Here is a 21,325-nt window from a genome sequence, read left to right on the forward strand (position 1 = left end):
CAAGTTTAACACGTGCGCAGCGTCTAACCCTTTATATTTCGAACTTTTTTATACAGCCTGCATGAGCAAGATATTGACCCTCTTGATTTTACTGACCGGATTGGGAACTGCCGCCTTAGCACAGAAGGGGAGTGTAAAAGGTAAGCTCGCCGATTCTACCTATAAGGAGATATTGTCAGAAGCTACTGTTTCCATATTAGATATCAAGGATTCTTCCGTGGTAGCCTATACCATTTCAAATGCCAAAGGGGAGTTTGAGATCAAAAACCTCGATACGGGTACTTTCCGCCTCAGCATTTCCTACCAGGGCTATCAGCCTTTTTTCAAAAGGATCACTATTAAGCCTGATGCGCCAGCCATTGATCTTGCTACTGTATACATGGACAAAAAGACCACTATGCTTGAAGAGGTGGTAGTGGAAGCGCCGCCTATACAGGTGAAGAAAGATACCATCGAGTTCAGGGCCAATGCCTTTAAAACAAAACCCAATGCTACTGCCGAAGACCTGTTAAAGAAAGTGCCGGGCGTACAGGTAGATAAGGAAGGCAATGTAAAAGCGCAGGGGGAAGATGTACAGAAAGTATATGTAGATGGCAAAGAGTTTTTCGGCAGCGATCCCAAACTGGCTACTAAAAATATTACCGCTGATATGATCGAATCTGTGCAGGTATTTGATGACATGAGCGATCAGGCCAAGTTTACCCGCATTGACGATGGCAGCCGTTCCAAAACCATTAACATCCGGTTGAAGAAAGATAGACGCAAGGGTTATTTCGGCCGGGCTGTAGTAGGCGGTGGTTATAGTGAGGAAGACAAGGATTTCCGTTATGACGGCAGCTTTAACTTCAGCCGCTTCAATGGCGATCGTCGTATTTCTATTCTTGGCCAGGCCAATAACATCAATAAACAAAGCTTCAGCTTCAATGATATTTCAGGTGGTGGCGGTGGTGGTGGCCGCGGCGGCTTCGGTGGTGGTGGATTCGGCGGAGGCGGCTTTGGCGGCGGAGGTTTTGGAGGAGGTGGATTTGGTGGTGGTGGCCGTGGTGGTGGTGGATTCGGCGCCCTCAGCAGCGGTGCCAGTGGCGGTATTACCAAAGCATTATCGGGCGGTATCAACTATACCGATAAATGGACGCCCAGGATGGATATCACCGGAAGTTATTTTTATTCCAATACGAATAACCATGCCGAGCAAACCATCCGGCGGGTGACCAACTTATCGGATGCGCAGGTGACAGATACCTCTTTCACCCAGAATGAGTACAGCGGCTCCGATACCAAAAATCAGAACCATCGTTTTAACATCCGGTATGAAGTGGCGATAGATTCCATGAACTCCCTTCTGTATACACCTACCGCTACGATACAGCGTTCGGAAACATTTACCAATCAACTTGATTCTATTTACCGGTATTCACCCAAAGCAGGACTTACCTATCTTTCCAATTCTTTTCAAACTACCAACTATAGTGAGCGCGAAAGTTATAATGTTAATAATAACCTGCTATACCGCAGAAAATTCCTCAAACCCGGCCGCACTTTAACACTGGGATTAAACAATAGCATTAATAACAGTGAAACAGATGGCCGTGTCCTTTCGCCCATCCTGTCTTATGACATGAGCGGGGATACCATCCAGCAAACCAGGCAGGATTTTATCAGTAACCTAAAAACGAAATCTACCAGCACTGTAGTAAGTTCTTCTTATACCGAACCCATCGGGCACAACAAGCTCATTGAATTGAACTATGCTTATACCAATAGCCACAGTACATCCGATAGAAAGGCTTTTGACCTGAACCCCACGAGTGGTAAGTATGAGGATGTTAACCTGGCACAGACCAACTATTTCGAGAATGACAATATAAAACACCGGACAGGGGCCAATTTCCGGGTCCAAACTACCAAGTACAACTTTCAGTTGGGCGGTGCTATGGAATTTTCTGAGCTCAACAGCCATACCATACGGCCGTTAACATCAAAAGACACGACCGTCAAACAAAGCTTTGTAAACTTTCAGCCCATTGCGCGCCTGAACTTTACGTTCTCCCGGACGAAGAACCTGCGCATCTCTTATATGGGCAGAACCAACCAGCCTACCGTTACCCAGTTGCAGGACGCACCCGACTTCTCCAACCTGTTGCAGGTAACCAATGGTAACCCCTTCCTGAAACAGGAGTACAACAACTTTGTGAATGTTAACTATAGCACTTTCAACGTGGCTACTTTCAGGTTCTTTTCTGCCAACCTGAACTTCAACAATACCAGCAACAAGATCGTGAACATGGTAGAAAACCTGCCCGACAAGTATAAAGAGATTGATACCGTTCCCGGCGCCCAGTACATCACGCCGGTTAACCTCAACGGCTCTTTCAGCACTTCTTCCTTTTTAACCCTGGGACTCCCCCTCAAAGGAAAGCTGAAAGGCAGTAACCTGAACTTTAACAGCAATGCTTCTTACAACCGTACTGCGGGTGTGCTCAATAAGAATAAATACTTTACCAATACACTGGCCATTACCCAAACTGCCGGCATCAACCTTGATATCAAGGGCCTCAATCTTGGTCTGAATGGCAGCTTCACCTATAACAACGTGGGCTATTCCGGCAATGTGACCTTCCAGGAGCAGAAGTATTATACGCAGGTGTATTCTGTAGACCTGAGCTATACCTTCCTGAAATCGCTGGTGTATTCTACTGACTTTGATTATACCATTACCACCGGCCGGGGCGAAGGCTATAACCAGAGCATTCCTTTATGGAACACCAGCCTGGCCATGCAGATCTTTAAAAAGAAGAATGGGGAGATCAAAGTATCGGTTAATGACCTGCTGAACCAGAACCAGAGCATTACCCGTACCGTGCAGGACAACTATATACAGGATTCCCGCTCCCTGGTGTTGAAACGCTATTTCATGCTCACTTTTACCTACAATCTTAACCGCTCCGGTGGTCCCAACCAGGGCGGACGTGGGGAAGGTGGTCCCAATATGCCGCGTCAGATCCAGCGTATGATGCGCAATTAAAAATTAAACGGGTCTAATCCCCGCCCTTCACAAAGCATAGCAGGCCTCCATAAGGAGGCTTTGTTATTTTATCCAAAAACAAAAACCCCCTGTTGTACACAGGGGGATCAGCACTTACAAGTTGTGGTTTCAGAGGTAAGTACTGAAAAAGTTAGCTATGCAAGGTGGAGCTTTTAGCCCACCCTGTAGTATAATAATGTTAGCGTTGGTGTAAACGGTACTTCGTAGGGGAATTAGTAATAGGCGACCGGCCTACCATTAAAATGCTCAGCAGGCTGCCAAAAAACCGTAAAATGTTGGAAGAAGGGCGGTACATGTCTTTACAAATCTTCGCCCGGTGCGTGTCATAATACATAGTGTTTTTTTGCATGGAATAGTGGATTTTAGAACAAAAGTTTAGGGTTGACCTACACTCAACGCCGCGTTTGTTCTTTTATTGTGTAACCCCCAAAAAAGTAGATTTCCTATTCCGGGAGCCGGGCAGATTGTCTATTTTTCGGCATTAAATCTGTTCTATGAAAAAGATCTGCCTGCTCCTGTGGCTAGCTGCCTGCAGCGCCCCCCTTTACGCGCAGGGAGTTTTCAGCACCAAAACCACCGCCGCCCTTCAGAAGGTCATTGAAGACTATCCCAACCGGTTTAAAAATATCATGGGCGACCGCCTTTCCGGACATACCCGGGCTACAGACTATAAGTCCCGCATTGAAATAGCCGGCGCCGTTAATTGCATCATTACCCAGTATACCGCCACGCCCCGGGACCAGTATAGCTGGAGCTGCGAACTGTTCCGGTCTGCCGATTTTGAGCAGGCCAAAACCAGCTTCCATGACCTCTATAACCAGATCTGTAACACGATTATAAAAATAGAGGGCGAAAAGCCGTTTATCCTCAACGGTAAATATGAGGCTCCTGACGGTGAAAAAAAGGTTACTACCATACGTTTTGGATTATTGCCTGCACCAGGCATTGTGCAACAACTGAAAGTAGAACTTACCCTGCATTACAACGATGGCTGGAAAGTCATACTCGTTGTGTACGACCAGGAACGCCAGTATGATCTGGCCGTTAATTAGTCCGGGCTTATTTATTAACCTTCATTAACATTAATGCAAGGCTGGTTAACCTGCTTTCATACGGAGTACTAATATTTTCGTAGGCAAATAAACCTTCGAAAATAAAACCGGTATGAAAAAGATCTACCTGCTTCTTGTCATTAGTCTTTGTACCCTCGTTACGCAGGCCCAGAAAAACGGGTCCATCAAAGGACTCCTGTATGATACCCTGGCCAAACAGCCGGTGGCTTCTGCTACGATCACGGTGCTGAAAAAGAAAGACTCCGCGCTGGTGACTTTTACTATGTCCGACAGCAAGGGCCGTTTTGAGATCACCGGCCTGGCCGACGGGGAATACCGGTTGCTCATCACCCATGTGAACTACCACGGCAGCAGTAAAAGCATTACCATCAATGAGGCCGCCAGGGATAAAGACCTGGGCAATGTGGTTATGCGCGATGCGGCGCAGGTGCTCGATGAAGTAGTGGTAACGGCAGAAGCACCACCGGTAACGCTTATTGGCGATACCGTGCAGTACAATGCCGGTTCTTTTAAAACGCCCCCCAATGCCAATGTGGAACAACTGCTGAAGAAAATGCCGGGTATACAGGTAGAAAAAGACGGCACCATCAAAGCACAAGGGCAGGAAGTAAAACGGGTAATGGTAGACGGGAAGGAGTTTTTTGGCACCGATCCTAAAATAGCCACCAGGAACCTGCCTTCCGATGCAGTAGATAAGGTACAGGTATACGACAGGACCAGTGATGCCGCCCAGCTCACGGGCTTCGATGATGGCAACAGCGAAAAGACCATCAACCTCAAACTAAAAAAAGATAAAAAGAAGGGCCTGTTTGGTAAAGCTTCCATAGGTGGTGGCACGGAAGGCCGCTATGAAGGGCGCTTTAATGTAAACTCCTTCAAAGGAGCCCGCCAGTTGTCGGTCATCGGCCTGGGCAATAATACCAATGCCGAAGGCTTCTCTTTTATGGACATGCTCAGCTTTTCCGGTAGTGGCGGCAATGTGACCCGCAGCGGCAATGCCATCAGCATCACCAGTACTGATCCTTCCGTCGCCGGATTTGCCGGTGGCAATAACAACAACAGTATCCGTACCATCTGGGGCGGAGGTATCAACTACAACAATATCATTGGCAACAATACCGATTTTACCAGCAACTATTTTTACAACCGCTATAGCCCCAGGATAGAAAAAGAAGTAAGGCAACAGAACTTCCTGCCCGATGGGTCAACGCTCGACCGGGTGTCGAACAGCCTCACCAACAATATCAACAACAGCCATAAGCTCAACCTCAGTGCCGATATAAAACTGGACTCCTTCCACTCCATCAAAATATCACCTTCGTTCGGGTACCAGTCAACGGATAATAGCAACTACAGCGAATATGAAACCCGCCGGCAGAACAATTCGCTTACCAACCAGGGTTTCACTAATACACAGTCTGCCAGCGATGGCTATAACTTCCGGAATGATATCTTATTCCGCAAAAGGTTCCGTACCAAGGGAAGAACGTTCTCCCTCAGCCTGCAAACGAACCTCAATGCCAGCGACGGGGAAGGGACGCAGCTATCGGTCAATAAATTCTTCAATCCCGATGGCAGCCCGCTCAGCACCGATTCCATTGATCAGCGCAACAGCAATGCCAGCGACCTTCGCAGTTATAATGTGAGGGCAGTATACACAGAGCCTGTGGTTAAAAACTCGCTGCTGGAATTCAGCGTGAGCAATAGCCTCAGCAAAAGTACTTCGGAGAAGACCACCTGGGATTATAATAAAGTAAACGGAAAATATGATGAAGTCAATGAGGAGCTTACCAATAATTATGAGAATACCTACGGCTATACCAATGCCGGGATCAGGTGGCGCAGCCAGTTCAAAAAATGGAACTTTGCAGTAGGGGCCAACTGGCAAAAGGCCAACCTGGAAGGCACCATCATTGCCGGCACCAAGGATAGCCTCATTAGTCAAACCTTTTACAATATTCTGCCCACGGCCCGCTTCCAGTATAATTTCACCCGATTCAAAAATCTGCAGATCAACTACAATGCTTCTACCAATCAGCCATCCATGACACAGTTGTCGCCGGTGCCCGATATCAGCAACCCGCTCAACATCAGGGATGGTAATCCCGATCTGCAACAGGAATACACCCATATGGCCACCATCAACTTCATGTCGGTAAATCCTTTTAAGAACAAAAACCTGTTTGCTTTCTTCAACATACGGCATACCAACAACAAGATCGTTAATTATGATACCATCAATGCGTTGGGGGTTAAACGTTCCCGCCCGGTGAATGTAGATGGTGTGTACAATATCTCAGGTTCTGTAAGCGTGGGGCTGCCGGTGCGTTTCCTGAAGGGAACCGTCAACATTGCCTCCAACCTTGGCTATGACAAGAACAAGCAATTTGTCAATAGTGTAGGCAATACCATCAAAACCCTTACCCTGGGGCCTGTATTACGTCTTGATATGAGCCCCACCGATAAATTTGATGTTTCGATCAATGCAGGGATCAATTACAACAAGAGCAAATATTCCCTGCAAACAAATATGGATGCAGAATACTTCTCCCAGAATTATGGCGCTGATGTAAACTGGCAGTTGCCGGCGAGCTTTTACTTTAGCACTGAATTTACCTATACTATCAACAACAGGCTGACGGATGGCTTTAACCTGCGGGTGCCCTTATGGAATGCTTCCATCAGCAAACAATTCCTGCGGTATAACCGCGGTGAACTGAAACTGTCTGCTTTCGACCTGCTCAATGAAAATGTAAACGTGAGCCGCAGCAGTAACCAGAGCTATATTGAGGACAGCCGCATTAAAACCTTACAACGTTATTTCATGCTCAGCTTCACTTACAGCCTCAGCAAAATGGGCCTGGGTCCTGCTGGAGGAGGAGGTGGCCCCATACGGATCATGAGATAGCGCTCACTAAAAAATGAGCAGTCTTCCGCTCCATGGGTGGGCCTTATTTTTTGCCATCTAGCCAAACAGTAATATTTTTGAAATACTTATTGCATCGGGGTGTCCCGCAGCCACACTGCGGGACTGAGATTATACCCGGGAACCTGATCTGGTTAATGCCAGCGGAGGAAATGCAAATGGGCCCGGCGAATATTTTATTAAAATATAAGTGAGCCACATTTCCTGCGCGGGAAATGTGGCTTTTGTTTTTTTAAAATATTACGACATGGAAATACAACAACTTACCAATAACCTCACCAACTGGCAGGGCCGGAAGGAATGGTTTTTCAACCGGGAACATACAGATACTTACGAGCAATGGTACGAGGGGCGTTACAAGCGTGCCGAAGTATGGCAGAAAAAAGTGGTGGGCGGACTTATTAAAAAAGACAGCCGGGTAAAAACCCTCCTGGAATTTGGATGCGGCACTACCCGCTTTACCCGCTGGTGGCATACCATCGGCATTGAGGCTACCGGAGGCGATATTTCTCCCTTTATGCTGGGCCAGGGCGTGCATTTGTTTCAGGGCGACCTGGTGCTGGCCGATTCTCATTATATGCCCTTCAAAGACCACACTTTCGATGCACTTGCTTTTATCACTACGTTTGAATACTACCGCGATCCTGTACAGGTGATCCGGGAAGCTGCCCGCGTAGGCCGCTATGGAATTGTTTTTGGCATGATGAACCGCAACTCGCCCAAAGTATTGCGGAGAAGGGTACAGCAGTTGTTTGGCAAAAATCCTTTCTATGTGACTGCCACCTTCTATACGCCTGCAAAGCTGATCAGCCTTATCCACCAGGCATTGGAAGGCAGGGATTACAGCATAGAATGGACCTGTACCGGCCTGCCCAAATGGTTCCCTGCCCAGCAATGGAGCCTGCCTTATGGCGATTTCTTTGGCCTGCACGTAAAATTCAACGACCAGTTATGAGCAGTTTTACCGGCAGCGGAAAAATACAGGATGCTTTCTTCAGGAATACCATCTACCCGTTTTGCGGCGCAGACCGGCAGGAAGTAACAGCCGGCCCGCAGTATGGGGTGGATGTGGCCGTTATCAACCTGCCCAATGGGATGGACATGGCCTTAACCAGCGATCCGCTTTCTTTAATACTGCGCCTTGGCCTGCGGGAATCTGCCTGGCTTTCGGTTCACCTCATGGCCAATGATATGGCCACTACCGGTGTGGCGCCCATGTATGCACAACTGGTGTTCAACCTGCCGGAACAAACCACCGGCCTGCAGTTTGAAGAATACTGGCAACACATACACCGGTTTTGCAGCGATATTAAGGTTGCCATTACCGGCGGGCATACCGGTAAAGCCGAAGGACAACAATCAACCATGGCGGGTGGTGGCACCATGATTGCCATTGCGCCGGCCAATACCTTTTTATTAAGCAGTCAGGCGCAACCGGGCGATGTAATCATCATTACCGAAGAAGCTGCCCTGCTGGCAACCTCCATACTGGCACTTAGTTTTCCGGAAACCGTAAAAAATAAATGCGGCCATGAACACTATCAGGCCGCCTGTGGGCTGTTTTACAAAACCAGTTCCCTGCAGGCCGGGCTAGCAGCCGTGGATAGTGGACCAGACAAGCAGGTTACTGCCATGCACGATGTTACAGAAGGCGGTCTGTTGGGCGCCTTGTATGAACTGGCTACGGCCGCCGGGTGCGGAGCCGTGATAGAGGTAAATCAACTGCCGGTAGGAGAAACCCAGCAGGCCATTTGTGATCTCTTTCATATTAACCCGCTTTTTTGTGTAGGCGCCGGTTCCATGATCATCACTGTACGGCCCGATGCATCCCGCCAGGTAGTACAACGGTTGCAGGAGAAAGGCATCAGGGCTACCGTGGCAGGTAGCATAACAGAAAAAGAAAAAGGGATCATCATCCGGCAGGATGGCCGGCAAACAAAGCTGCTGCATCCCGGCGCTGACCCCTACTGGGCGGCATTTTTCACGGCTCTAAAAGACGGGTGGCAATAAAATCATGCGCAATCATACAAGAGCTATACGGGGAGGGCTGTACCTCGTTATTGATCCTGCAAAGGGATGGGAGAAGGTATTGCCCGCAGTACAACAGGCCATTGCCGGAGGTATTGATATTATCCAGGTGTGGAATCATTGGCACCCGGAACAGCAGAAGACTGCGTTCATAGAAAAGATATGCCGTGCCGCACATCCTTATCATATCCCGGTACTGATGAATGAAGACTGGCAATTAATGAACGACACTTCCCTCGACGGCGTTCACTTTGATGAGATACCGGCCAGTATAGATGCTATCAGGCAGCAGGTACAGCGCCCCTTTTGGGGCGGTATTACCTGTGGTAATGACCTGCAAAAAGTACAATGGGCTGTTGACAACCGGCTGGATTATATTTCCTTTTGTTCCATGTTCCCCTCCGCTACAGCCAACAGTTGCGAACTGGTGAAAATAGAAACGGTACAGGCGGCCCGCGCCTTAACCAACATGCCCATTTTCCTGGCAGGAGGCATCACTCCCGACAACCTTAGCCTCTTTGAGGGGACCGGCATGAATGGCGTAGCGGTCATATCCGGTATTATGAATGCAGAAGACCCGCAGCAAAAAACACATTCTTACAAACAGGCCCTTCATCACATACAACAAAAAACACCATGAAACCATCACTCATAAACAAGCTGGCCTGCCCGCTGGACAAGCAGGACCTTACGTTGAAAACCTTTTTAAAAGATACGGAAGGCAACATTATAGAAGGCATGCTGTATTGCCAGCATTGTGGGCGCGATTATCCCATCATCTATGGGCTGCCCATCCTTTCACCCGATGAATACCGGGAATTTGGCCTCGAAAAAAGCATTACCAACCACTGGCCCAAAGAATTACCGGGTTAAGCCCTGCTTCGGGTCTCGTTCGGATCTTCTTTTAATTGCCCATTCTCCTGATCATGGGCCGGCCGCCACCATTGCGCTGCATATCCTGCATCAGTTTATCCTGCTCTTCCCGGAATTCCTGCTGGGTGATCTTTTTACCGCCTTTAGGTTCCTTAATAGCGGCTGCATCTATTTTGGGCGATAATTCAAGGGCTTTATAAACCGTCCGGCCATTATTGATGTCTATGGCGAGGATCAGTCCGGGTAATTGTCCCTGTATCTCCGGGCCGGCAGCTACCGGTATGGCGGGCGTGAACCAGGCAGTAAAATTGGCTGTATCAGGCACTACCTCCCGCTTCACCTGTCCATTCACCACACTGGGCTGCATCCTGGTGCCAATGCGTTGCGCAATGGCCTGCTGGCAGGAATAGCCTAAAATGGTCCTGGTTTCCCCGGTGAGTTTCCAGTTCAGCTTATTGACGGAGTCGGTCACAAGGAACTTTTTGGTACCCAGCTCCCGCGACTCAACAATGGTGCCTTTGCCAAGATCGGTGAAAGTAACATCATCCGCTCCGGGTCCTACCATACGAAACTGGACCCTTCTTCCTCCATCTTCGGAAGCAAATGTCTGGTCATCGGCCTCTTCCGGTGGCAACTGCTTGCGCAGGGATTGATTGTTGGCAAACAATACTTCTATCTTGTCGGTCCTGGTGCGGGGTATCTGGCGTTGCATCTCTTCCGGCATGCCTGCCATTCTGAACTGGATTTCCGAGGTGCGTTCATAAATGATCTTTCCTTCGGTTTGCTGGGCGGCAGCTACCTGCATGCATAAGGCGGCCACTGCGACTATTCCTATTTTTTTCATATCCTGGTTGATTTTGTACCAAAGCTATAACAGGCCTTTGGGCAGGCAGGTTAACGCACCTTGCTTTAATGTTAATTAAGGTTAAAGCGCAGCAACCTTAAAAAATCAATCACCTACTTTTGTAACACAATGGCTGCACGAAAAGTACAAATCTCTGTATCATCCATCTCGGTAGTACTCATGCTGCTGGCCATTCTGGCCATTGTTGTATTCCAGGGATACTGGTTGCGCAAGAATTACAGGGATGAGCTGGAGAACCTGCACATACGCACCAACGTATTGTTCAGCGAAACAGCGCAGCAATACCAGATAGAAAAACTACAGCTGGATACCAATTTTAAGATCCGCCTGCCAGCCCATGAACCGGGCATGAACGCTGCTTACCAAACATTCAGGCGCTCCGATTCCGGGACCCGGAAACAAAGACTGGGCTCTGTAATTGTTTCCCTCAATAAAACTTTCAGGACTTTTCGCGACGATGATAGTATACACGGACGGATTGACTCATTGCACATTGTAGGACCTCCCGGGGGCATAATGAAAATGGCCCGTCCCAACCAACGTGTGATGCAGTTTCTACAAGGGCTGGAAAATCCGAAGGATTCATTAACGGTGAAAGAAGTGGCTGATCGTTATGCCCAGGCATTGAAGCGGGAAAATATAGACATTGCTTTTGCCGTCGTACGTGGTCCGGCAGAACCGTTCGATGAAAGGATGCCGCCTGATTTTGGAACAGACAATATCATCACCCTGGGATTTGCCTATGCCTATTCCTTTTCATTGGAGTTGGAAGGTACCATCCCCTATGTACTTAAAAAGTTAACGCCGCAAATACTGGTATCGTTGCTGCTGGTAGGCCTTACCATTTTTTCTTTTGTGCTGATGTACCGCAACCTGCGGCGGCAACGAAAGCTTACCCGCCTTAAAAATGACTTCATCAGCAATATTACCCATGAGCTCAAAACGCCCATTGCTACGGTGAGTGTTGCTATTGAAGCCCTCCGCAACTTCAATGCCCTGCACGATCCGCAGCGTACAGAAGAATACCTCGATATCTCGGCCAACGAATTACAACGGTTGTCCCTGCTGGTGGATAAGGTGCTAAAACTCTCTATGTTTGAAAAACAGCAGATCGAACTAAAGGAAGAAACATTCGATTTTAAAGAGCTGGTGGAAGAAGTGGTGGCCTCCATGCGCCTGCAGTTTGAAAAATACAAAGCGGCTGTGAACATACAATTGCAGGGAGAGAATTTTACCATTACTGCCGACCGTATGCACATTACCAGCGTTATTTTCAATTTGCTCGATAATGCCCTTAAATACAGCAAAACCCATCTGGCCATACAGATTGACCTGACCTCATTGCCCCAATTCATCGAAATGAGTATTACCGATAACGGCATTGGCATATCTTCCGAATACCAGAAAAAGATCTTCGATAAATTCTTCCGTGTACCCACCGGCGATACCCACAATGTAAAAGGGTATGGGCTGGGGCTTAGCTATGTAGCCTACATCATGGACCGTCATAAAGGCATTATTAGTGTGGAAAGCCAGCCTGGTATTGGCACCCGCTTCACGACCAAACTCCCCAAAACACCATGAGCAAAACCAAAATATTATATGTAGAGGATGAGACCTTCCTTGGGAAGATTGTGAAGGAAAGCCTCGAAAGCCGGGGGTTTGAGGTGGTGATGGAAAGTGACGGGGCAGAAGTATTACAAACCTTTAAGCGCATCAACCCTCAGGTGTGTGTGCTGGATGTGATGTTGCCCAATAAAGACGGCTTCACCATTGCAGGGGAGATACGGGCCATAGATGAAAAAGTGCCTATTATTTTCCTGACGGCAAAAACACAGACGGATGACCTGGTGAAAGGGTTTTCTACAGGCGGGAATGATTATATCCGCAAACCGTTTAGCATGGAAGAACTGATCGTGCGCATTGACAATGCACTGCGTTACCGGCATAATGGCAAGCCCGCCGGCGCCACACAGGATGAAGTGAAAATGGGTAAGTTCCAGTTTCATCTTACCCGTCAAACGCTGATAGTAGGCAAGGAAGAACGTAAGCTGTCGTTCCGGGAAAGTGAATTGCTGAAACTCTTATACGAGAACCGCGATAAAATCATTGACCGCAAGGATATTCTTACCCTGCTTTGGGGCAATGACTCTTTTTTTAATTCCCGCAACCTCGATGTGTATATTGCCAAGTTGCGTGGCTACCTCAGGGATGATGAATCCCTCGAGATCATTACCATCAAAGGAGTTGGCTACCGTTTTATCATTGCATAACAGTGCTGGGCTTTCTCAGCCGCTGCCATACCCACATAATGGTAAAGCTGGGAATGAAGTCGGTAAAAGGAAGTATTTCTTCTGCGAAGTTGAACAGTCCGCCAAAGGCACCCTTCCATCCGCCAAAGAGGCGATAGAAGATGATGGCAGAAACTGGTGCCCATACAATATCTCCCAGCTCAGCCAGGCCCGGGATGGCGTAGGTGGCATAACCAATGATATCCATCAGGATACATATTAGTAAAGAAGGTTGGGAAACAGTTTTGTTCATGGAGCGTGCTATTAAATTACCGTCAAGACGATAATTTGCCAGCGATAGTTGTATGGAATTACACCAATAATGTCCTGTTCTTCAGTACGCCAACGATCTCTTCAATACGGAATGGTTTGGAAACATAATCATCCATGCCGGCAGCGAGGCATTTCTCGCGGTCGCCCTGCATGGCATCGGCGGTGAGGGCTATAATGGGAAGGTGCCGGTAAGGTTCTCCCATCTGGCGGATAAAACGGGTAGTGGTGTAGCCATCCATCTCCGGCATATTGACATCCATAAAAATAAGTACCGGATCATAGTGGGGCAATATTTCCAGTGCTTCCTTACCATTGTTGGCGCGGATCACTTCAAAGCCCATCTTCCGCAATACCTCTGTGATCAGCATCATATTAATGGGATCATCCTCTACCACCAGGATGGAAGCAGCTTCTGTAATGTGCTCAATGTTGACAACAGACAGGGCCGGTTTGTTTAATTCATTATCCGGCATGAACATCGCGCTCAGCATAGCATACAGCTCATACATTTTTACCGGTTTGGTAAGCATCTGCCGGATACCCAGTTTATCGGCTTCATGTTGGAACAGGTTCTTTTCCAGCGATGATAACATCAGTACGGTAGGTTGTTCCAGGCCGGTATGTTGCTGCCGCAGCTCGTTCACCAGTTGCATGCCATCCATTTCCGGCATGTGGTGATCGGTAATAATGAGGTCCAGCGGCTCTCCTGTTTTTTGTATGCGTTCCAGTATCATCAGCGCTTCCCGGCCGCTGCCGGCTACCTCGCAGGGAATGCTGAAATAGCGGAATATCTCCTGCATCAGCCAGCGGTTGGTGCTATTATCATCTACTACCAGCACTTTGCGTAAGGGCGGTTTGTGCGCGGCCGCTATCTCTACATGATCTTTCATCACTTCGAGGGGAAGGTGAAGGGTAAACGTGCTGCCCCTTCCGGGTTCACTATTCACCGTAAGCGCGCCCTGCATCAGTTCGGCAAGGCTCTTTGAAATGGTGAGGCCAAGGCCCGTGCCACCGTATTTGCGGGTAGTGGAGGAATCGGCCTGTGTAAAACTCTCGAAGATCTTGCGGAGCTTTTTGGGCGATATGCCAATGCCTGTATCACGTACGGAAAGCTCTATATCCAGGAATGGTTTGTTGTTCTTTTGATAAATGCCGCCGGCTTTTACTACTGAAATAAGGATCTCTCCCTGGGGGGTGAACTTAATGGCATTGCCCAGCAGGTTGACCAGTACCTGCCTGATGCGCACCGGATCGCCGCCAAACTGAACAGGTAGTTCCGGATCAATATGGCATATCAGCTCCAGGTTCTTCTCAAAAGCTTTCACCATCAGGATATCTACTGTTTCTTCTACCAGCTCATCCAGCCGGAAAGGTGTATGGTCTATCTTTAATTTGCCTGCTTCCAGCTTGGAGAAATCAAGGATATCATTGATAATATCCAGCAGGCCATTGGCCGATTTTTTTACGTTGTTCAGGTAATCCCTTTGCGTGCGTTGCAGATCGGTGGTAAGCACCAGGTCGGTAAAACCAATAATACCATTCATCGGTGTGCGCAGCTCATGGCTCATATTGGCCATGAACTCGCTCTTGGCCAGGCTGGCCGATTCGGCAATGTCCTTGGCCTGTACCAGTTCCTGTTCCATCTGCTTGCGTTCAATGGCCGCTGCAAGGGTGGCCGCGAAGGATTGTAAAATAGAAAACTCCGTGATCGTCCAATCGCGCTCTTCCATATCGCTGAAACCTACAATACCCCAGAACTGGTGTAAAGTGAAAATGGGAATGATGGCTACCGACTTTACCTGCATCTTCTCAAAATAGGCGCGGTCTCCATCTTCTTCAATATTTTTTACATAACCGCAGTACAGCTCTTCTTTCATCAGGGTCCTGGTGATGGTATTTTCCTCGTGCATGCGTATGTGCTGGTAGGCGGGATCTTTGTGCACCAGTTCACCGGTGGCATTGTCCCAATGCAGTAACTGGTTGGAGTACCATTTATCTTCCCGGGCGTCGTAATCATTCTTATACACGTTCACCTGGTTTACCTGCAGTTTGATGCCCAGCAATTGGATAGCTTCCCCAATAGCTTCTTCGAGGTGGTTGTTACTGATGAGCTGGTGGGTGGCTTCGGCCATGGCCTGCAGCAACTGGTCCTTATGCAGTAAACGGTCTTCTGCTTTTTTCTGTTCGGTGATGTTGTGGGCAAAACCCAGCACGCCCCATACGGCGCCATCGGAATCGCGCAGCGGTACTTTCACCGTTGTCATTACCTGTGCTTTTCCATTGATGGAAGAGGGCTCTTCCTGTATGAATTTTGCCTTGCCCGATTTTATTACCTCATTGTCATCGCTCCAGAATCCACGGATATTATTGCCGGCATCGCCCTTTACCAGTTCTTCCGGGAATCCTACTTCCAGTTCGTCCTTGCCAATAAAATCCTGCGGCCTCCGGTGCATGGAATCTGCAAAAGCCTGGTTCACCAGCAGGAAGCGGTGGCCAAGGTCTTTAATGAAGATCCAGTCAGGTGTAGAGTTGATCACGGTACGCAGCAGCTCTTCTGATTGTTTTACCTCTGCCAGTAATTGCTCCCGTTCCGCTTCCGACCGCTTGCGTTCTGTAATATTCCGGGAAGTACAGATCAGCCGCGTTACCTCGCCCATTTCACGTACCGGCTTAATGATGGTTTCCAGCCAAACGTAATCATTTGTTTTGGTGCGCATCCTGTAGCGCAGGGTAAGATTTTCCACGTCGGAGAGCGACGGACTGTCTTCCTGCTGCAGGAATTTATACACGTCATCGGGATGAACATAGTCCATCACCGATTGCCCCTGCACTTCTTCCGGCGAAAAGCCCAGTGTCTTTTGCACCGAAGGCGATACGTACAGCAATATACCATCAAGCTGGTTAACGGTAATAATGTCTTCCGAATGCTCTGCCAGCAAGCGGAACTGTTGTTCGCTATGTTGTAATGCCTGCTCTGCTTCTTTCTGAGTGGTGATATCCTGTGCTATGCCAAATCCGCTGGTGGCATCCACCATTTTGCCACGGATATAAAGGTGACGGATATTTCCCTTGCGGGTAATGATCTGGCAACTGAAATTGGTCTCGTAGTCGTGGTTATACTTATTATGGATGGAATTGGTGAGCTCACGGATCATCTGGTTATGATCTTCCGGCAACACATATTCCTGCATAAACTGTTCAAACGAGATGGTCATCTCTTCCTGCTCATCTTGTTCCAGCAGGCTGGTGAATTCCTTACTGATGGTCATTTCCTGCGAAAAGAAATCCAGCTTCCAGCTACCCATCCGCGCGTAGGTCATGGCGTAGGAAGAAGTGCGGATGGCTTCTTCTTTCAGTTGCTCGGCCATCACCTTATCGGTAACATTGATGCCAATACCCTGTATTTCCAATACCCCCTTCTCATTCTGTAGCGCTATAAATTCCCATTCTGTCCACTGGAATATCTTGGTACCCTGTATGGGTTTACGGATAAGCAACTTGTGTACTTTGCCGGGGTTTTTCCAGCATTCCTCGGCCATCTGCTGGCAACGGTACAGGTCTTTGGGGTAGATCGTATTGTAATAGGGTTCTCCCATCAGGAACTTTTCGTTGTAGCCGAAAGTGTCCAGGAAACGGGGGTTGGCATACGCAAAGTTGCCATCATTGTCAATGCGGATAACGTAATTCGTTTGTGAGTTGAGAATAGAAGAGAAATAGGTTTTCTCTTTCTGCAGCTCATTTTTTGCCACCTGCAGTTCTTCATAATTCCGCTGATTGCTGCGGAACAAAGGTTCCAATATGAGGAATACAAGGCATAGAAAGGCGATAATGAGAGAAATAAACTTGCCGGTGTTGATAGTTGCAGCGAGGTAGTAATCCGCAAAATTGAGCAACAGCACTGTTGCCAACAGCACCATAATGATACGAATCAATTTGCGGAACGGATTCTTCATGGTTTGAATAGGATATTCGACGGATTAAATAACTGCAAAACAATGCTTTCTATTGAATATGCAGGTGCTTTTTTTTAATATAATAAGTATTTACCCTGAAATAGTTGACTTAAATCACCTGTCGCTGCCATCCTGAGCTTGTCGAAGGGTGCTTTGAAGGCGGCTTCGACAGCGTTTATCCCGCTTTGCGGGACTCAGCCTGACAAACTATCTCAGAAGCTGACCCCGCTTTGAATACGGTTCAGCAGCAGGTTATAACAGTTCCGGATCAGCTGGTCGGCAATCTGGTTGCGAGTGGGTGGCCGGTCGTCGAACCGGTTATTGATCAGGGCCCAGTCGGCTTGTGTCAAAGCCCGCTGATCGCCTTTATAGGTGGCTCTTTCCTGCCGCCATACATAGTTGTCCGGGAAATTATCAAAGAGAATATTGCGCCCGGTGGCCCAATCGTAAATGCGGCATTCCAGCGAAGCATTGCTTTTCAGGATGCGCCGGCTAACGTACACGGTGGCATATACGGTCGTGTATACAGGTTTGGGCGGGTTGCTTTTGGTACTTCCTGTTTGTACCTGCGCCGAACGCTGGATGGTGTAGTTATCGGAAGAGACGGGCCCGATGAAAATGCGGGTAAAGTTGAGGACTACCACCCGGTCGGGGCGTATATTTTGTCCGCGGGCCTCCCAGTCGGTAAAAAAACGCACATGCCGGAACGAGCCGGTATTCAGGTCGCGCACCATTTGCTGCTGCAGCCAGTCATTGGTAAAGCCCCAGTAGCTAAATCCATAACGGTCGTACTGTACCGGGTTCACCATCACCCGGATCATACTGGCAGCTTCCGCTTGCTGCAACAGGTTTCTCACATCTTTAAAGCCGGGCACTGCCTGGTTGGCCTTGCTGAAATAGTCGTAAGCCTGCTGCGCATACTGGCGGTTATTGTAATTCAGGTACTCCAGGCCCTGGTTATAATATTCGTTGGCGGCTTTTTCTTTGGCGCTGTTAATGGCTGCGGTGGGATCTTTGATAGTGGGCAGGGCCTGGCTGGCTGTAGGCGAGGCTTTGATGGCCTGGTACATTTGCAGCAGTACCTCGCGTTCTTTGGCAATCTCCATCCAGCGATCGCCCAGGTGGCCACTGTTCTTATTGGCAGTAATGATCTCTTTCCGTTTTTCCAGTGCCGCTTCATAAGCTGCCGGCAGCATATCTGCCGCCTGCTTGTCATGGGCATTCTTGTTGAGCCTTTCAATCAGCTCAAAGACTGTCTTGTCTTCAAAAGTATAACGGTTGGAAAGCCTGTTACCCGAACCGCAGGCAAACAGGAACAGCAGGAGAATCCCATAAATAAGGCGGGTGGTCATGGTAAAAGTTTTACGCCACCATTGGCCTTAACCAGGATATGAAGATAATCAATAATTTGTCACCCTGAGCTTGTCGAAGGGGGCTTCGACAGGCTCAGCCTGACATTAATTATTATTAATAATCTATTACCTGCTCTTCGATCATCTCCGGTAACTGGCGGAACTCATATTGTTGATTGCGGAGCTGGGGTTCAAAACCGGCTTCGCGAATGGCCTGCTGGATACTCTTATAGGTAAAGCGGTGCGGCGCCCCGGCGGCGCTCACCACATTTTCTTCCAGCATAATGCTGCCAAAATCATTGGCGCCGCCATGCAGGCAGATCTGGGCCGTTTGTTTACCTACCGTAAGCCAGGAAGCCTGGATATTCTTTACGTTGGGCAGCATGATGCGGCTGATGGCGATCATGCGGATGTATTCATCGGCTGTAGTAAGATTGTGTACGCCACGGATGCGGGTAAGCAGGGTATCCACATCCTGGAAGGTCCAGGGGATGAAGGCGAGGAAGCCTTTGGCGGTTTCCGGCTTACGGCTTTGTACTTCCCTGATCTTCACCAGGTGCTCAAACCGTTCCCGCACCGTTTCCACATGGCCAAACATCATGGTGGCCGACGTGGTAATATCCAGCTTATGCGCCTCATGCATTATATCGAGCCATTCCTGGGAGCCGCATTTCCCTTTCGAGATCAGCCGGCGCACCCTGTCCACCAGTATTTCTGCTCCGGCGCCGGGCAGGCTGTCCATGCCTGCTTCTTTCAGGGCCGTCAATACTTCCCGGTGGGTTGATTTTTCCAGTTTGGTAATATGGGCTACCTCGGGAGGCCCGAGAGTGTGTAATTTGAGCGTGGGATACAGGGATTTCAACTGGCGAAATAGGTCTACATAGAACTGTAATCCCAGTTTGGGATGGTGGCCTCCCTGTAATAATAACTGGTCGCCGCCCCAACGGATGGTTTGCTCTATCTTCTTCTTGTAGGTCTCTATATCGGTAATATATGCTTCCGCATGACCGGGTATCCGGTAGAAATTGCAGAATTTACAGTTGGCAGTGCAAACATTGGTGGTATTTACATTGCGGTCTATCTGCCAGGTCACTTTATTGTAAGGCACCTGCTTCTTCCTCAATTCATTGGCTACATACATCAGTTCTGTCAGGGGTGCTTCCTCAAATAATTGCATGCCTTCCTCAATGCTCAGGAATTCAAATTGCAGGGCTTTCGAGTAGAGATCGTCTGTTTTCATAACAACATAGTAAAGAACAAAAGTACTAAAGGATAGGTTTTGCCCATAATGAGTATTTTTTATTTCACCGGTCACTTCTTTTCTTGTAAAAACAATTAACTTAAACCGTAATCCGGGTAAGCGTTGTTCGTCAGGTGAAACCGGTAGCTCACAGACAAAATCCAATGCTTACGGGAGAAAATTGTAAAATAGCCCATGCGATTGCGTACCATTACTCTGTTCCTGCTTATAACGGTTCCTGCCTGGCTGCCTGCGCAGGAGTTATTTGTGCCTGCGCCCGCCCAGCGCATTACCAGTTTTTCTTTCCGGATGCTTACAGGAGGCATTATTACCCTGAAAGCCAAGGTGAGCCAGTTTCCGGATTCGCTCAATTTTGTACTGGATACTGGTAGTGGCGGTATTTCACTCGATTCGACCACGGCTGCCCATATTAAGATTCAAACGGTTCCCAGCGATCGTACCATACGGGGTATAGCGGGCTCCATGGTGGTGCGGTATGCTTATAACCATACCCTGCACCTGCCCGGGCTATCGGTAGACAGCCTTAATTTTCATATTAATGATTATGATATCCTCACCAGCGCCTATGGTGAAAAAATTGATGGTATCATCGGCTTCAGCTTTCTTTCCCGCTACATTGTGAAAATAGATTACGACAGCTCTAAGATCCATGTGTTTACCAGAGGATCTATCAAATACCCGCGGGGCGGGTTTATGCTGCGGCCCCAGATCAGCTTTATACCCAATTTCGGCAGCACCATACGGGATGCCCGTACTGTCAGCGGCCGTTTTTACTTTGATACCGGCGCAGGCATGTGCCTTTTATTATCTACTGATTTTGTGAATGACAGCGCCTTTATAGGCAAGCGACGTAAATGGTATGCTACCCAGGCCGAAGGGTTGGGGGGTAAGGCTGCCATGAAACAGGGCGTGGTAAAACAACTGCGCTTTGGCCCCTATAAGTTCAGGAATGTACCTACCTATATTTTTGATGATGAATACGGTATTACGCAATACCCGGCCCTGGGTGGCCTTATTGGTAATGACCTGCTCCGCAGGTTTAACCTCACACTCAATTACGAGCGTTCGGAGATCTATATGATGCCCAACACCCACTTTAAGGATGCCTTTGATTATTCCTATACCGGCTTGGGCATGTATGTGGTAGAGGGGGAGATCATGGTGGTGGATGTAATGGCTGGTTCTCCTGCAGAAGCGGCCGGCTTTAAACCCGATGATATCATTGTGGCGGTACAGAATAACTTCAGCAAAAACATCCAGGCCTATAAAAACCTGATGCAAACGCCCGGCGAAAAGCTGAAGATACTTGTACTCAGGGAATCCGGTCCGGTGGTACTGACGCTGAAAGTGAAAAATATCCTCACCGGCAGGTAACAAAAGATAG

Annotated in this window: 16 protein-coding genes and 1 riboswitch; of the genes, 10 read left to right on the forward strand and 6 right to left on the reverse strand. The window is 48.4% G+C overall.

Features of this window, described 5'->3' with window-relative positions; genetic code table 11:
* Positions 1–61: 61 nt before the first annotated feature.
* Positions 62–3,025 carry a TonB-dependent receptor gene (locus tag HB364_RS05815; RefSeq protein ID WP_167286924.1) on the forward strand — a complete coding sequence of 988 codons (2,964 nt, stop codon included), beginning with the start codon at positions 62–64 and terminating at the stop codon, positions 3,023–3,025.
* Positions 3,026–3,224: 199 nt separating this feature from the next.
* Here HB364_RS05815 and HB364_RS05820 read toward each other — a convergent pair whose 3' ends face one another.
* A complete protein-coding gene (locus HB364_RS05820; RefSeq protein WP_167286925.1) occupies positions 3,225–3,395 on the reverse strand; it encodes a hypothetical protein in 171 nt (56 codons plus the stop codon).
* Between the two features lie 145 nt (positions 3,396–3,540).
* Between HB364_RS05820 and HB364_RS05825 the strand changes: the two genes are divergently transcribed.
* The 6 genes from HB364_RS05825 (at position 3,541) to HB364_RS05850 (ending at position 9,946) form a co-directional block, all read left to right on the forward strand.
* Entirely contained in the window at positions 3,541–4,098 is a 558-nt protein-coding gene (locus tag HB364_RS05825; RefSeq protein ID WP_167286926.1) for a hypothetical protein, read from the forward strand.
* Positions 4,099–4,210: 112 nt separating this feature from the next.
* Positions 4,211–7,027: an outer membrane beta-barrel family protein gene (locus tag HB364_RS05830; RefSeq protein ID WP_167286927.1), complete on the forward strand. Its 2,817-nt coding sequence runs from the start codon at positions 4,211–4,213 to the stop codon at positions 7,025–7,027.
* A gap of 85 nt (positions 7,028–7,112) precedes the next feature.
* Positions 7,113–7,214, forward strand: a riboswitch (TPP riboswitch).
* Between the two features lie 78 nt (positions 7,215–7,292).
* A complete protein-coding gene (locus HB364_RS05835) occupies positions 7,293–8,000 on the forward strand; it encodes a class I SAM-dependent methyltransferase (protein ID WP_167286928.1) in 708 nt (235 codons plus the stop codon).
* Complete coding sequence (locus HB364_RS05840; protein ID WP_167286929.1) at positions 7,997–9,055, forward strand: AIR synthase family protein; 1,059 nt, start codon at positions 7,997–7,999, stop codon at positions 9,053–9,055. Before HB364_RS05835 ends, HB364_RS05840 begins: the two co-directional genes overlap by 4 nt.
* Before the next feature lie 4 nt (positions 9,056–9,059).
* Positions 9,060–9,713 (forward strand): thiamine phosphate synthase, encoded by a 654-nt coding sequence (locus HB364_RS05845; protein WP_167286930.1) that lies wholly within the window; start codon positions 9,060–9,062, stop codon positions 9,711–9,713.
* Positions 9,710–9,946 carry a Trm112 family protein gene (locus HB364_RS05850; protein WP_167286931.1) on the forward strand — a complete coding sequence of 79 codons (237 nt, stop codon included), beginning with the start codon at positions 9,710–9,712 and terminating at the stop codon, positions 9,944–9,946. The genes HB364_RS05845 and HB364_RS05850 overlap by 4 nt, the downstream gene beginning before the upstream one ends.
* Before the next feature lie 31 nt (positions 9,947–9,977).
* Here the strand turns inward: HB364_RS05850 and HB364_RS05855 are convergent, their stop codons facing one another.
* Positions 9,978–10,790, reverse strand: coding sequence for a GLPGLI family protein (locus tag HB364_RS05855; protein ID WP_167286932.1), 813 nt, complete (start codon positions 10,788–10,790; stop codon positions 9,978–9,980).
* A 129-nt stretch (positions 10,791–10,919) separates the two neighbouring features.
* On the opposite strand from HB364_RS05855, the gene HB364_RS05860 reads away from it, so the two are divergent.
* Together HB364_RS05860 and HB364_RS05865 are read left to right on the forward strand one after the other, a co-directional pair.
* A complete protein-coding gene (locus tag HB364_RS05860) occupies positions 10,920–12,395 on the forward strand; it encodes a sensor histidine kinase (protein ID WP_167286933.1) in 1,476 nt (491 codons plus the stop codon).
* Entirely contained in the window at positions 12,392–13,084 is a 693-nt protein-coding gene (locus HB364_RS05865) for a response regulator transcription factor (RefSeq protein WP_167286934.1), read from the forward strand. The genes HB364_RS05860 and HB364_RS05865 overlap by 4 nt, the downstream gene beginning before the upstream one ends.
* Here HB364_RS05865 and HB364_RS05870 read toward each other — a convergent pair.
* The 4 genes from HB364_RS05870 to mqnC form a co-directional block, all read right to left on the reverse strand.
* Positions 13,074–13,355, reverse strand: coding sequence for a hypothetical protein (locus HB364_RS05870; RefSeq protein ID WP_167286935.1), 282 nt, complete (start codon positions 13,353–13,355; stop codon positions 13,074–13,076). The genes HB364_RS05865 and HB364_RS05870 overlap by 11 nt on opposite strands.
* A gap of 58 nt (positions 13,356–13,413) precedes the next feature.
* Complete coding sequence (locus HB364_RS05875) at positions 13,414–17,328, reverse strand: response regulator (RefSeq protein ID WP_167286936.1); 3,915 nt, start codon at positions 17,326–17,328, stop codon at positions 13,414–13,416.
* 212 nt (positions 17,329–17,540) lie between these two features.
* On the reverse strand, positions 17,541–18,680 hold the full coding sequence (locus HB364_RS05880) for a hypothetical protein (RefSeq protein ID WP_167286937.1): 1,140 nt from the start codon (positions 18,678–18,680) through the stop codon (positions 17,541–17,543).
* A 115-nt stretch (positions 18,681–18,795) separates the two neighbouring features.
* Positions 18,796–19,920 (reverse strand): cyclic dehypoxanthinyl futalosine synthase, encoded by a 1,125-nt coding sequence (mqnC, locus tag HB364_RS05885; protein ID WP_167286938.1) that lies wholly within the window; start codon positions 19,918–19,920, stop codon positions 18,796–18,798.
* A 195-nt stretch (positions 19,921–20,115) separates the two neighbouring features.
* Here mqnC and HB364_RS05890 point away from each other — a divergent pair, with 195 nt between their 5' ends.
* A complete protein-coding gene (locus HB364_RS05890) occupies positions 20,116–21,315 on the forward strand; it encodes an aspartyl protease family protein (protein WP_167286939.1) in 1,200 nt (399 codons plus the stop codon).
* The last annotated feature ends 10 nt before the right edge of the window (positions 21,316–21,325 follow it).

This window comes from Paraflavitalea devenefica (assembly GCF_011759375.1).
GTDB lineage: Bacteria > Bacteroidota > Bacteroidia > Chitinophagales > Chitinophagaceae > Paraflavitalea > Paraflavitalea devenefica.